The organism is Bradyrhizobium sp. NBAIM14 (assembly GCF_020193895.1).
GTDB lineage: Bacteria > Pseudomonadota > Alphaproteobacteria > Rhizobiales > Xanthobacteraceae > Bradyrhizobium > Bradyrhizobium yuanmingense.
Window position 1 is genome coordinate 424159 of the sequence record NZ_JADYVQ010000005.1, and the last position, 12574, is coordinate 436732.

General features: G+C 65.8%; 13 protein-coding genes. 1 reads left to right on the plus strand and 12 read right to left on the minus strand.

Features of this window, described 5'->3' with window-relative positions:
* Positions 1-51: 51 nt before the first annotated feature.
* Entirely contained in the window at positions 52-306 is a 255-nt protein-coding gene (locus I6F28_RS16445) for a PepSY domain-containing protein (RefSeq protein WP_036000102.1), read from the minus strand.
* 38 nt (positions 307-344) lie between these two features.
* Positions 345-1391 carry a bile acid:sodium symporter family protein gene (locus I6F28_RS16450; protein ID WP_225113970.1) on the minus strand — a complete coding sequence of 349 codons (1047 nt, stop codon included), beginning with the start codon at positions 1389-1391 and terminating at the stop codon, positions 345-347.
* A gap of 204 nt (positions 1392-1595) precedes the next feature.
* Between I6F28_RS16450 and I6F28_RS16455 the strand changes: the two genes are divergently transcribed.
* Positions 1596-2624, plus strand: a complete 1029-nt coding sequence (locus I6F28_RS16455) for a DUF2155 domain-containing protein (protein WP_192893224.1) — start codon at positions 1596-1598, stop codon at positions 2622-2624.
* Positions 2625-2636: 12 nt separating this feature from the next.
* Here the strand turns inward: I6F28_RS16455 and aat are convergent, their stop codons facing one another.
* The 10 genes from aat to I6F28_RS16505 form a co-directional block, all read right to left on the minus strand.
* A complete protein-coding gene (aat, locus tag I6F28_RS16460; RefSeq protein WP_225125575.1) occupies positions 2637-3317 on the minus strand; it encodes a leucyl/phenylalanyl-tRNA--protein transferase in 681 nt (226 codons plus the stop codon).
* Between the two features lie 55 nt (positions 3318-3372).
* Entirely contained in the window at positions 3373-4488 is a 1116-nt protein-coding gene (locus I6F28_RS16465) for a sensor histidine kinase (protein WP_225140338.1), read from the minus strand.
* Positions 4485-4925 (minus strand): response regulator, encoded by a 441-nt coding sequence (locus I6F28_RS16470; protein WP_036000093.1) that lies wholly within the window; start codon positions 4923-4925, stop codon positions 4485-4487. The genes I6F28_RS16465 and I6F28_RS16470 overlap by 4 nt, the downstream gene beginning before the upstream one ends.
* Positions 4922-6448: a sensor histidine kinase gene (locus tag I6F28_RS16475; RefSeq protein ID WP_225140339.1), complete on the minus strand. Its 1527-nt coding sequence runs from the start codon at positions 6446-6448 to the stop codon at positions 4922-4924. The genes I6F28_RS16470 and I6F28_RS16475 overlap by 4 nt, the downstream gene beginning before the upstream one ends.
* A 106-nt stretch (positions 6449-6554) precedes the next feature.
* Entirely contained in the window at positions 6555-7913 is a 1359-nt protein-coding gene (accC, locus tag I6F28_RS16480; protein ID WP_057029059.1) for an acetyl-CoA carboxylase biotin carboxylase subunit, read from the minus strand.
* Positions 7914-7995: 82 nt separating this feature from the next.
* Entirely contained in the window at positions 7996-8484 is a 489-nt protein-coding gene (accB, locus tag I6F28_RS16485; protein WP_036022883.1) for an acetyl-CoA carboxylase biotin carboxyl carrier protein, read from the minus strand.
* A gap of 35 nt (positions 8485-8519) precedes the next feature.
* Positions 8520-8987 carry a type II 3-dehydroquinate dehydratase gene (gene aroQ, locus I6F28_RS16490; RefSeq protein ID WP_036033642.1) on the minus strand — a complete coding sequence of 156 codons (468 nt, stop codon included), beginning with the start codon at positions 8985-8987 and terminating at the stop codon, positions 8520-8522.
* A 226-nt stretch (positions 8988-9213) separates the two neighbouring features.
* Positions 9214-10089, minus strand: coding sequence for a DUF1236 domain-containing protein (locus I6F28_RS16495; protein WP_109143915.1), 876 nt, complete (start codon positions 10087-10089; stop codon positions 9214-9216).
* Positions 10090-10298: 209 nt separating this feature from the next.
* The gene (locus I6F28_RS16500) at positions 10299-11066 is read right to left on the minus strand and encodes a DsbA family protein (protein WP_036000050.1); all 768 of its coding nucleotides are present in this window, start codon (positions 11064-11066) and stop codon (positions 10299-10301) included.
* Positions 11067-11163: 97 nt separating this feature from the next.
* A complete protein-coding gene (locus I6F28_RS16505; RefSeq protein WP_225140340.1) occupies positions 11164-12564 on the minus strand; it encodes a M48 family metalloprotease in 1401 nt (466 codons plus the stop codon).
* Between the last annotated feature and the right edge of the window lie 10 nt (positions 12565-12574).

A 12574-nucleotide genomic window follows, 5' to 3' on the forward strand; every position in this document is an offset into this window, starting at 1 on the left:
CCTGCGGAACGGCGAAGTCGGGCGTTGCTCAGAAGCGGACTTCGGCGATGCTCACTTGTCCGGCTTCTCGCTCACGATGGCGCCGGTTTTGGGATCGGCACGGAATTCCATCTTCTGGCCGTTCTTGATGCCTTCGCCCTCCCACCGGCCATCGTCGGCTTCAAGCTTGGTGACCTCGGAATAGCCCGCCTCCAGGATCTTGGCTATCACTTGTTGCATCGGCATCCAGTCGGGGCCGGGTCGATCGGCTCTCGCGGCCGAGCCCAGCGCGAGCGAGCCGAGAACCAAAATCACGGCAAACCTCATCGCGACCTCCTTTGGGTAACAGACCTTGAACGGCCACCTTAGATTGTTGTTCCTTCACGGCGCTCCTGTGACACAAACGAGTGAACTTCGGCCTTTTTTGCCTCGCTGGACCCATTCGTGCGTGCCGTCAGGCGCCTTGCGATCGGCATCAGCATGTACGGCGCAAAGTGAATCGGAAACTGCGTCAGCGCGAAATAGAGCCAGGTCGTCGCCGGCAGCGCGCCGGCGGTGGCCGCCAGCATCAGGCCCAGATTGCGCTGTGACACCATCAGGCCGAGTGCGAACGCGCGCTCGGTGCCGGCACGTCGGAAGATCAGCGTGGTTGCGGCGAGGAGGGTGAAGTAGACCGCAAAAGCGAGCAGCGCGACGGCGATCGTGAACAGCGGATCGGCGAGAAACTCGGTTGCGACGTCGCCCATCACTGCGGAGGCGAACACCAAGAGTATGATGATGTTGAGGCCGTCGATCGGCCGCTTGTGGCGCTGGATTGCATCACTGCCCACCAGACGGCGGATGATCGTGGCGGTCACCAGTGATGCGGCGAGGATGCCGAGCAGCTTCAAGCCGAGCGTCATCGGAGAGATGCTGAGCATGCCGCCGAGAAACAGGCTCGCGTACAGCGAGGCGGTGAATGGCACGAGCGCGGTCGAGGTCACCAGCGTGACCAGCACCAGCGCGGCATCGAGGCCCATCAGCGCGGCAAGCGCTGGCGCCGCCATCATCGGCGAGGCCATGCCCTGGAGCATCAGCGCGAGAGCAAGGCCTGGAGAGCTCGTGGAGAGCCCCGTCGCGTGGGCAGCGAGGGCGAAGATTAGCGGCACGCCGATCGTGGTCCAGGCGGTGGCGGCCGCGACCAGCGCCGGCCGGCGCAGATGTCCGTACAGCGCGCCGAGATCGACGCGCATGAAGGAGATGCAGAGCAGAAGGAAGATCGCCTCGGTGACGTAGGGGCGCAGCAGCGCGCCGAGCGGCGGCACCGCGACCGCGATGAAGGCAATCGCCGCCACCGCGCGCGTGCCCTGGCCACCAAGCCAGCCGAGGGCACGCAGGGGAAGGGCGAGGACGGCTCGGAGGAGGGAGGGCATTTCTGTCGGTATTATCGGCTGCGTAGCGCTTTGGAGGGCATGCTCGCCTTCGGCCATGGGGGTGCCCCGGCGAGGGGCTCAGGACTATCCCATCCGGGAGCCGGCCTGGCCAGACCGGGCCGGGAAGGGCAGGGATGCCGCCCTTCCCCCGCCGTATTCGGCGTGTTAACCGGAAGGCCTGCGAGCGGCGGTATCCCCTGTAGAATGTCCAACGAGCCCGATTCGCTGTTGAAGCCGCGCGAAATGTTCAAAACCTTTTCCCTGACCGGTCTTGCGGCGCTTTTGGCCGCCACCGCACTGACGGCTGCGACGCCGGCAAGTGCGCAGATCGGCACGATCTTCTCCGATCCGCCGCCGCTGCGGCCGCCCGGCAGCATTCCGCGCGGCCAGCCCCAGCCGCAGCAGATGCCCGAGGACGACGAAGAGGTGCCGGAGCTGCCGCCGCAGGGCCGGGTGCTGCCGTCGCGCCCGATGCCGCCGCCTCCGGGCCGGCAGGGCAACGTGATGCCCGGGCCGGTCGAGACCCAGCCCCTAGCACCGCCGCCGGGCTCGACCCTCGCGCCGCCGAACCAGCCGCCCTCGGCCGCGATCACTCCGCCGGGTCCGCAAGGCGCTCCCGGAGCGCCCGGTCAGCGGCAGCCCCAGCAGAAGGGCGGCGTGCCGCAGACGCCGGCCAGCCTCCAGCCGGGCGACGAGGTCGTGACGGAGCCGCCGGCCCAGAAGATCGTGAACAAGAAGGCGACGTTCTCCGGCCTCGACAAGATCACCGGGCGCATCATCAATTTCGACGAGGAGATCGGCGAGACCGTCCAGTTCGGTGCGCTCCGCGTCAAGACCAACGCCTGCTACACGCGTCCGGCGACTGAAGCGGCCAACACCGACGCCTTCGTCGAGGTCGACGAGATCACCTTGCAGGGCGAGGTGAAGCGGATCTTCTCGGGCTGGATGTACGCGGCGAGCCCCGGCCTGCACGGCGTCGAGCATCCGATCTACGACATCTGGCTGACCGACTGCAAAGAGCCGCAGCAGACTGTGGCGACGGCGGCACCGGATCCGGCCGCGGCCAAGCCGCCGCCACCGCCGCCCGCGCAGAAGAAGGCCGCGCCCAAGCAGGTGCAGCAGCGCCCGCCGCAGCCGCTGCCGCCGATCCAGCAGCAGCAACCGGCGCCGCCACCGCCGCCACCACCGGAGCAGCGCCCAGGCCTGTTCGGCATTCCCGGATTTGGCCGCTAACCGAGCTGTTCGTTATTGCCGCGCAGCGATGATCTCGAGGGCTCGTGCGCCCGGGATCGCTTCGCCGGCGGAGAGCTTCAGGAAATCGCCGGGCTCGCCCGCCAGCGCCTTGTCGAGCAGCGCGGTATAGCGTCGCCGCGAGATCTCGACGGCGCCGAAGCTCTTCAGGTGCTCGGTGACATATTGGGTGTCGAGCAGCTCGAAGCCGCCGTGAATGAGCCGCGCGACCAGATGCACCAGCGCGACCTTCGAGGCATCGCGCACATTGTGGAACATGCTCTCGCCGAAGAAGGCCCGCCCCAGGCTGACGCCGTAGAGACCGCCGACCAGCTCGTCGCCCTGCCAGGCTTCGACGCTGTGGCAATGGCCGAGCTCGAACAGCCCGCCATAGAGGTCGCGGATACGCTTGTTGATCCAGGTGTCCTCGCGGCCCACTTGCGGCGCCGCGCAGCCGGCGATGGTCGCCTTGAATGCGGTGTTGACGGTGACGCGAAACTGATCCGAGCGCACCGTGCGCGCGAGGCGCGAGGCGACGCGGAAGCCGTCGAGCGGGATGACGCCGCGCAGCTCCGGCTCGACCCAGAACAGGGTCGGATCGTCGGCGCTTTCGGCCATCGGAAAGATGCCGCAGGCATAAGCGCGCAGCAGCACGGCCGGCGTGATTTCAGACGGGGCGGAGTCGCGCGAAGTCATGGCTTGCCATCATAGCAGGATCGCAATGCAGTTGCGATGGGTGCGGCCGGACCGCTCAGCTCGCGGCAGCGGTGCTGGTCTTGCCGACGCTTGCGGGCATGCGGCCGAACTTCAGCACGACCCGGGTTCCGGAATGCGCGGGATCGCGCTCGACCGTGGCGTCGAGCTTGGTGGCCATGGCCGCGACGATGCGCTGGCCCATGCCAGTGGAGCGCGGATCGGCCTTGGCGTTGTCGCCGACGCCGTCGTCGGTGATCGAGAGCAGGAGGTCGTCGCCTTGCGAGATCAGCTCGACATGGATCGGGCCGGCGCCGTCGGGATAGGCGTATTTCACCGCGTTCATCACCAGCTCGTTGACGATGATGCCGACGGCGACCGCACGGTCCGGATCGATCTCGATCGGCTCAGCCTTCAGCGTCAGGCGCGACATGCGGTTGCCTTCGGCCGACCGCCTGAGATCCTCGAGCAGCGAGTCCAGATACTGATTGAGGACCACGCTCTTGAGGTCCTGCGAGGTGTAGAGGCGGCGGTGCACCTGCGCCACCGCGGCGACGCGGCCCATCGCGTTGGTCAGCGCCGCCTTGACCTCGTCCTGCGCGGCGGAGCTTGCCTGCAGATGCAGCAGCGAGGCGATGATCTGGAGCGAGTTGCCGACGCGGTGATTGACCTCGCGCAGCAGGAGCTCGCGTTCGGCGGCGAGCGCCGCGTAGCGGTCGCGCGAGGCGTGGATCTCGGCCTCGGCTTCCTCGCGAGCCCGTTGCAGCTCGGCCTGGCGTAGCGCGCCTTCGGCGGCGACGTGGAGGAGCGGGATGAAGTCGCCCTGGACGTCCTTGACCAGATAGTCGGCCGCTCCCGCCTTGAGCGCCGTCACCGCGATGCTGGAATCCTGCGAGGCGGTCACGAACACGACGGGCGGCGCGTCCGGGATCGCCATGATCTGCTCGAGCGTCTCGAGCCCGTCGAGGCCTGGCATGTACTGGTCGAGCGCGACGACGTCGATGCCGCCTACGGTGCTGTTCTGGGCGGCGGCGCGGCGGATGTGCTCGAGACCTTCCTCGCCGCTCGCGGCATGGACGACCCGGAAGCCGCGCCGCGTCAGGCCGCGATCGACCAGGCGCGCCAGCGCCCCGTCGTCGTCGATGTAGAGCAGTGTCGGCGTGCGCTGGTTCATGTGGCGGCGGGCGGGACCTGGATGACCGAGAAGAACAGACCGAGCTGCCGGATGGCGTTGGCGAAATTCTCGTAGTTGACGGGCTTGGTGATGTAGACGTTGCAGCCGAGCTCGTAGCAGCGCTTGATCTCCTGGGAATCGTCGGTGGTGGTCAGCACCACCACGGGCGAGGCCTTCAGGTACTTGTTCTCCTTGATCTGCTTCAGGATGTCGATCCCGGTCATGTCGGGGAGGTTGAGGTCGAGCAGGATCAGGAGCGCGTTGCCCTTCTGCACCAGCCCGGAGCCGTCGGCGCCGAACAGGTGCCGCATGGCGTCGGTCCCGGTGGTGAAGGAGACGATCTCGTTGTTGACGCCCGAGCGGCGGATATTGCGCTCGATCAGACGGGCATGGCCCTCGTCGTCCTCGACCATGATGATGGTGACAGGCTGGGTCATCGATCTCTGTTCCGGTTGCTCACGTTCCAGGCGATCGGCAGCGTGATCGTGAAGGTGCTGCCCGTGTTGAGTTCCGATGATACCGACATGGTGCCGCCGAGGCGACGCACAAGTGCACGCACATGGGCAAGACCAATGCCCTGGCCGGGCTTGTCCTGGGTTCCCGCGCGGCGGAACAGGTCGAATATCCGCTGGTGGTCCTTGGGATCGATGCCGCGGCCGTTGTCGCTGACCTCGAAGATAGCGTAGCCGAGCTTGGTCCGCCCGCGGATTCTGATCTCGCCGGGCACGCCGGGCTTGAGATATTTGATGGCATTGTCGATCAGGTTGGAGAAAATTTGCTCGAGGGCGAGACGGTCGCTCACGAGGTCCGGCAGGGGCTCGACGTGAATCTCGGCCTGCGCCTCGGCGGCCTGGTGCGCCAGCGTCGTCACGATGGCCTCGATCAGCTCGCGCGTGTCGACCTTCACCGGCTGGAATTCGCGCCGGCCCTCGCGGGTGAGGTTGAGGATGGCCGAGATCAGCCGGTCCATCTTGGCGATCGACGATTTGATGAAGCCGAGCGCTTCGGAGAAATCCTCCTGGAGCTGCTTGTCGCCGCCCTCGAGCGCGATCTCGCCCGGCGCGGCGGGCGCGAGCGGCGCTCCTTCCGCGGGGGCGTGCGAGAGGCTGCCGATGCGGCGGAAGATGTCGCCGCCGAGCTCATCGAGCTCGCTCGTGAAGCCCATGATGTTAACGAGCGGCGAGCGCAGATCGTGGCTGACAATATAGGCAAAGCGCTGGATCTCGTCGTTGGCTTCGCGCAGATCCGCCGTGCGCTCGTCGACGACGGTCTCGAGGTTGGCGTAGGCCTCGCGCAGGCGCGCTTCGGCCGCATCGCGTTCGCGTGTCGAACGCCGCACCAGCCAGATCGAGATCAGCGCCAGCACCACAACCAGGCCGGATCCGATACCGGTCATCGAGGCGGCCAGGGTCTGGCTGCGGTCGGAGTTGGCCGTGCGGAGGCGGAACAGCCGCTCCTCCTCCCGCATCATCGTGTTGGCGACGCTGGCGATCCTCGCCGTGGCGTCCTGGGCTGCTAGCTCACGCACCAGTGCCGTGGCCTTGTCCGGCTGGCCTTGCCGAATGAAGGTCATTTCCTGCGCGAACTGGTTGAGCCGGGTTTCGATCGCCGCGCTCAGCTTCTCGACATTCTCGCGTTGCCCCGGATTGTCGACGCTCTGGCGGGTGAGCTTGTCGAGGGCCGGGATGATGGCGGCCACGGCCTTTTCATGGTCAGTCCTGAAGTTGTCTTCCCCGGTCAACAGGTAGCCACGAGCGCCGCTCTCTGCACGTCGGATCTCCAGCAGCAGGGCATTGATCTGGTTCTCCACCTCGATGGTGTGAACCACCCATTTGCTGTCCTCCCGCGCCTTGTTGACGAGGTAGACGGAACCGGCGCTGATCACGGTCAGCACCAAAAGGCCCGCCGCGAACAGCAGGATCTGCCAGAATGCGCGCCGTCGCTGGCCGTCAGCCGTCACGACGGTTCACCTGTTTACAGGCAATGGAGTCCAAAACACCCCCTTAGAACTGGCCCCAACCCTCCAGAACGCGATTGGAGGCAAGGGGTTCCATGAGAGGGCGTGATTATCGTGGCGCTGGTTCCACCTTGCCGGCCAGGTACTGCTCCAGCCAGTGGATGTGGTAGTCGCCGTTGATGATGTCGGCTTCGCGCACCAGCGCGCGGAACAACGGCAGCGTGGTCTCGATGCCCTCGACCACCATCTCGTCCAAGGCGCGGCGCAGCCGCATCAGGCATTCGGCGCGGGTCTTGCCATGCACGATCAACTTGCCAACGAGGGAGTCGTAATAGGGCGGGATCGTGTAGCCCTGGTAGACGGCGGAATCGATCCGCACCCCGAGGCCGCCGGGCGGATGATATTGCAGGATCCGGCCGGGGGAGGGGCGGAAGGTCTGCGGATTCTCGGCGTTGATGCGGCACTCGATCGCATGGCCGATGACCTGGACCTCGTCCTGCCTGGCCGGCAGGTCGCCGCCGGCGGCGATGCGGATCTGTTCCAGCACGAGGTCGATGTCGGTGATGCTCTCGGTGACGGGATGCTCCACCTGGATGCGGGTATTCATCTCGATGAAGTAGAACTCGCCGTCCTCGAACAGGAATTCGATGGTGCCGACGCCGAGATATTTCATCTCGCGCATCGCTTTCGCGCAGGTCTCGCCGATCTTGGCGCGCGCGGCGGCGGCGAGCACGGGCGAGGGGCCTTCCTCCCAGACCTTCTGGTGGCGCCGCTGCAGCGAGCAGTCGCGCTCGCCGAGATGGATCGCGCCGCCGCGGCCATCGCCGAGGATCTGGATCTCGATGTGGCGCGGCTTCTGCAGGTATTTTTCCAGATAGACCGAGGCGTCGCCAAAGGCGGATTTGGCCTCGTTGGCCGCCGTCGACAGCGCCAGTTGCAGGTCGGCCTCGCTGTGCGCGACCTTCATGCCGCGGCCGCCGCCGCCCGCCGCCGCCTTCACCAGCACGGGGAAGCCGATCTTCCTGGCGATCGCCATCGCATCGTCGTCGGGACCGACGGCGCCGTCCGAGCCGGGCACCACGGGGATGCCGAGGCGCTTGGCGGTCTTCTTGGCCTCGATCTTGTCGCCCATCAGGCGGATGTGCTCGGCCTTCGGACCGATGAAGTGCAGATTGTGCTCGGCGAGGATTTCCGCAAAGCGCGCGTTCTCGGAGAGGAAGCCGTAACCGGGATGCACCGCGTCGGCGCCCGTGATCTCGCAGGCCGCGAGCAGGGCGGGCACGTTGAGATAGCTGTCCTTGGACGCCGGCGGCCCGATGCAGACGCTCTCGTCCGACAGCCGCACATGCATGGCATCGGCGTCGGCGGTGGAGTGCACGGCGACGGTGGCGATCCCGAGCTCCTTGCAGGCCCTGAGGATGCGAAGGGCGATCTCGCCGCGGTTGGCTATGAGGATCTTGTCGAACATGTTGTCCTGCAGCGAATGGCGAGTGGCGAATGGCGAGTAGGGAAGGCTGACGCCATTCGCTATTCGCTATTCCCCATTCGCGTCACTCAATGATCACCAGCGGCTCGCCGTACTCGACCGGCTGGCCGTCCTCGACCAGGATCTGCGTCACCGTGCCGGCGCGCGGCGAGGGGATCTGGTTCATCGTCTTCATGGCTTCGATGATCAGCAGGGTCTGGCCGACTGAGACCTTGGTGCCGACGTCGATGAACGGCTTTGCGCCCGGCTCCGGCGCCCAATAGGCGGTGCCGACCATCGGCGAGGTCACGGCGCCGGGATGCTTCGACAGATCGGCCGCGGCAGGGGCCGCGGGGCTTGCTGCCACCGGCAGGGCGGCCGGAGGAGCCGTCACCTGCATCGGCATGGTCGCGGCAACGCTGATGTTGCGGGCAACGCGCAGTCGCAGACCCGCTCGCTCGATCTCGATCTCGGTGAGGCTGGTCTCATCGAGCAGAAGTGCCAGCTCGCGGACGAGCGCGGAATCCTCGCTGGAAAACTTTGCGGCTGCTTTGTCGTCTGGCTGGCGCGCCATGTTGTTTGATCCGAATGTTCTGTTGGAAGGGAGCGTCAGGCGTTGGGCTTGATGCCGAGCTTGGCGGCAAGGCCCTGGATGGCGAGGCGGTAGCCCTCGATGCCGAAACCGCAGAGCGAGGCGAAAGCCGCGCGCGCGGTGTAGGAATGGTGACGAAAACTCTCACGGGCGTGGATGTTGGTCACGTGCACCTCGACCGTCGGAATCTGCACCGCGAGCAGCGCATCGTGCAGTGCGATGGAGGTGTGGGAATAGCCGCCGGCATTGATGATGATGCCCTTCATCTTGCGCGCATGCGCCTCGTGGATGAAATCGATCAACTCGCCTTCGCGGTTGGATTGCCGGCAGTCCGCCTTCAGGGCGAACGTCGCGGCCGTGTCCCGGCACAGCGCCTCAACGTCGGCCAGCGTCGCATGGCCATACTTGTCGGGCTCGCGGGTCCCCAGCATGTTGAGGTTCGGCCCGTTCAGGACGAGGATCGTGTCGGTTGCAGGTTCGGCCATTCCAATCCCGGAAGAGGTGTTTCGGCGTGGCGGGGGTTATAGGTAACAAAGCGCGTGAGGGGAAGCCTTGAAGGGCCTTGAGGTTGGGTTCAACCGCCTCATCCAGTGCGCAAAAACCTGTGCGGAAACCACGGAAATTGCTTGTTAACCAGTCCGAAGCATGGCTGCCGGGCGCATGCAAAGGGGCGGGCATCGCTGCCCGCCCCTGAGATTGCCCGTGTCCGCCTTAGACGTTCAGGACGGCCACGATCTCGTAGGTGTCCGGATCGATGATGACGATCTCTTCCCGGACCAGGACGTACTTGTAGCTCCGCCATTCCGGATAGATCGACACGACCCGCGACGGCAGGGCGTGAAGGGTGATGCCCTCCCGCGGGATGCGGGTGCCGACCGAGATCGAGAAGTTCACGTTGGTCACCGGGGCGACGCGCTGCTCGCGGATCACGGACGTGATCTGCGTGCGCTGCTCAGTCGAAAGCTTGGCAGCGGCGCCGGCCTGGCCGACCGTGGTCGAGCTCTGGCCCTGCGCGTTCTGGGTCGAGCTGGTGCCAGTCTGACCCTGCACGTTCTGGTTGGTGCTGGTGCCGGTCTGGCCCTGAGCATTCTGGTTGGTGCTCGTGCCGGTGCCCTGTCGGGTCTCGGTGGTCGAGGTGCCGCTCTTGCTGCCCTCAGCCTTCATGTCCTTCTGGTCCTTAGCACCGGACTTGCTGGTGTCCTGGCTCATGCTCTTGGACTTGTCCTGCTGGGACTTGTCCATCTGGCCCTGCGCGCGATCATCGGTGCGCTGGCCCTTGGTGGTACCAGACTTGTCCTCGGCCGCGTTCTTGTTCATCGCGCCGCCCGAGGAGCGCTCGTCCTTCATCGCGCCGGACTTGTCTTCGGACTTCATCGTCCCGGAGCCGCCGGCCTGGCCAACGGTCCCCTTGTCCTGGCTCATCGAGCCACCGCGCTCAGCCGCGCCGCCGGAAGGCTGCGAATGCTGCATCTGCGCGCCACCGGCGCCGCCGCCGCTATCGCGGCCCATGTTGCCTTGCGCGTTCGCGAGGCCAGTGCCCGCGACGAGCGCGACTGCGGCAACCGAAATCATAAAGCGGTTCAACATCGAAATTCTCCTCACGTGTTCATTCGCGTCATTGCCCGCGCCGACAACGAAAGGGGATTTGAGTTGTTCCGGAACTTCGACTGTTCCGCGGCTTTTGTTTGTTGAACGCCAGATGAATGACTTTGCACGAAGGCGCCAACGTTCAGCGCAAGAAAAAAGGCCGGCATGTCTGCCGGCCTTTTTGTGTTCTCGCTATCGTAAAACTGTGATCAGCAGGTCGCCTTGCCGCAACGGGCAATGCCGATCTTCTCCTTCAGGCTTTCAACACCGACGGCACCGATCACGATCTGCTTGCCGATCACGTAGCTCGGCGTACCGTTCATGCCCATCGCTTCGGCAAGCTTGAAATTCTCCTCGAGGGTGGCGCGCACCTCGGGGCTGGCGATGTCCTTCTCGATGCGAGCCGTGTCGAGACCGGCTTCCTTGGCGGCTTGCATCGCGCGGGCCTTGTCGGCGGCGCCGCGGCCGCTGAGCAGTTTCTGATGGAAGTCGAGATATTTCTTGCCGGAGGGATCCTGCATGCGCACGGCGACCCCGACCTGCGCCGCTTCCACCGAGCCCTGGCTCAGCACCGGAAATTCCTTCAGCACCACCTTCAGCTTCGGATCGCCCTTCATGATGGTCAGCATGTCGTCCATCGCGCGCTTGCAATAGCCGCAATTGTAGTCGAAGAACTCGACGAAGGTGACGTCGCCGTCCCTGTTGCCGAGCACGACCTGGCGTGGCGAGTTGAAGATCGCCTCGGCGTTCTGCGCGATGCTGGCTTGGTGCTTCTGCGTTTCGGCCGCGGCCTGGCGCTTGCTGAGCTCGGCCATGGCCTCCTCGAGCACCTCGGGATGGCTGACGAGATAGTTCTTGATGATCTTCTCGATCTCGGTGCGCTGGCTGTCGGAGAAACTGTCGGCCGAGGCGGGCACGGCTGCGCCGAACATGGCGAGCGCGAACAAGGCAGGAGCGAACAGGCGCAGCGAAGGCATAGTCAAATCCTCTTATCCAAAGCAGGTTTCGAGAAACGTCCCGGCGGATTCAAGCCCGGTGTCGTGACGTCGTGGTCGGGCGTCGTTCGAGTTTGCGTCAGTTGCGCGGCGGCTTCGCCGCCACGATGTCGTCGGCCTTGACCCATCCGGGGGTGCCGACGGCGAAACGTGTTTTCGCGCGCGTGGCAAGCTCGCGGGCGGTTTTGTTGTCGCCGCGCAAATATGCGGCCTGGGCCGAGGCGAGATCTGCCTCCGCATAATCTCCCTTCCGGCCATAGGCCATCGCGAGCTGGGTATAACCGAGCGCCGCCTCGGGCTCCCGGGCCACCGCGGCGCGGAGAATCCGAACGGCATCGTCGGTGTAGGCCTTATTATCGGTTCCGACCAGAGCCTGCCCAAGTAACATCTCGATGAGGGGGGCGTTGTTCGAGAGGGCGACGGCCTTACGCAAGGGAGCGATCGCTTCGGCCGCCTTGCCGCTTTCCAGGAGCGCCTGGCCGCGCACCTCGTAGAAATACGGGTTGTTCGGCTGCACCTGGATCAGCGCGTCGATCTGAGCGAGCGCGCTGCGCAGATCACCGTGCAGATAGGTGCTGATGGCGCGGGCATAGCGCGCCGGCAGGCTGTCGTTGGTCTGGGGATAGCGGCGGTACACCGTCTCCGGCCGCTCCATGAAGGCGGAGATTTTGGCGCGGACCATGTCATGCCGAAGCTGGAGCGCGGGATCGTCCTTCTTGTTCCAGTAGGGGCTGGAGCTTGCGAACTCCTGTAGTGCGGCGACGCGCTCGGCCGGCATCGGATGCGACTGCAGATAGGGATCGGCGCCGCGCGCGGCGAACAGGCTCTCGCTGGTGAAGCGCTTGAACGTCTCGTACATGCCCTTGGGCGATTGCTGGGTCGCAGCCAGGAATTTCACGCCGGCGCGGTCGGCATTCTCCTCCTGCTGGCGCTGGTAGGACAGCAGCGTGCGGCGGATCACCTCCTGCGGAGCGGCGATGGCGGCCGCGCCAGCATTGGCGAGCCCGTTGTTGCCTACGCTGCTGCGCTGCGTGCTGCCGGCCGCAATCGCGCCGGCGCCGAGCAGCATCGCGATGATCATCTGGGTCTGGGCGGCGGCGAGCTGCTCGCGCAGCTTGGACAGATGGCCGCCCGCCAGGTGTCCGGTCTCGTGCGCGAGCACGCCGATGATCTGGTTCGGCGTCTCCGATTGCAGGATCGCGCCCCAATTGACGAAGATGCGGCGGCCATCCGCGACGAAGGCGTTGAACGAGCCGTCGTTGATGATCACCATCTGGATGTTGTGCTTCTCCAGACCCGCAACGCGCAGGATCGGACGCGTGTATTCGCGCAGCAGCTGCTCGGTCTCGGTGTCGCGCAGGACCGGCGGCCCCTTGGCCTGCGCGCGCGCGGCCGTGAACGGCGTCAGCGCGATCGCCGTGGCCGTGACGAGGGCGGTGAGGGCGGAGGCCTTCTTGCGCAATGCGATCTGGAGCGACATCAAGCGGTCT

What these genes read in the sequence shown, in the direction of transcription:
- I6F28_RS16445 (WP_036000102.1), bottom strand. Translation starts at nt 306, where the DNA reads ATGAGGTTTGCCGTGATTTTGGTTCTCGGCTCGCTCGCGCTGGGCTCG.
- I6F28_RS16450 (WP_225113970.1), bottom strand. Translation starts at nt 1,391, where the DNA reads ATGCCCTCCCTCCTCCGAGCCGTCCTCGCCCTTCCCCTGCGTGCCCTC.
- I6F28_RS16455 (WP_192893224.1), top strand. Translation starts at nt 1,596, where the DNA reads ATGTCCAACGAGCCCGATTCGCTGTTGAAGCCGCGCGAAATGTTCAAA.
- aat (WP_225125575.1), bottom strand. Translation starts at nt 3,317, where the DNA reads ATGACTTCGCGCGACTCCGCCCCGTCTGAAATCACGCCGGCCGTGCTG.
- I6F28_RS16465 (WP_225140338.1), bottom strand. Translation starts at nt 4,488, where the DNA reads ATGAACCAGCGCACGCCGACACTGCTCTACATCGACGACGACGGGGCG.
- I6F28_RS16470 (WP_036000093.1), bottom strand. Translation starts at nt 4,925, where the DNA reads ATGACCCAGCCTGTCACCATCATCATGGTCGAGGACGACGAGGGCCAT.
- accC (WP_057029059.1), bottom strand. Translation starts at nt 7,913, where the DNA reads ATGTTCGACAAGATCCTCATAGCCAACCGCGGCGAGATCGCCCTTCGC.
- accB (WP_036022883.1), bottom strand. Translation starts at nt 8,484, where the DNA reads ATGGCGCGCCAGCCAGACGACAAAGCAGCCGCAAAGTTTTCCAGCGAG.
- aroQ (WP_036033642.1), bottom strand. Translation starts at nt 8,987, where the DNA reads ATGGCCGAACCTGCAACCGACACGATCCTCGTCCTGAACGGGCCGAAC.
- I6F28_RS16495 (WP_109143915.1), bottom strand. Translation starts at nt 10,089, where the DNA reads ATGTTGAACCGCTTTATGATTTCGGTTGCCGCAGTCGCGCTCGTCGCG.
- I6F28_RS16500 (WP_036000050.1), bottom strand. Translation starts at nt 11,066, where the DNA reads ATGCCTTCGCTGCGCCTGTTCGCTCCTGCCTTGTTCGCGCTCGCCATG.
- I6F28_RS16505 (WP_225140340.1), bottom strand. Translation starts at nt 12,564, where the DNA reads ATGTCGCTCCAGATCGCATTGCGCAAGAAGGCCTCCGCCCTCACCGCC.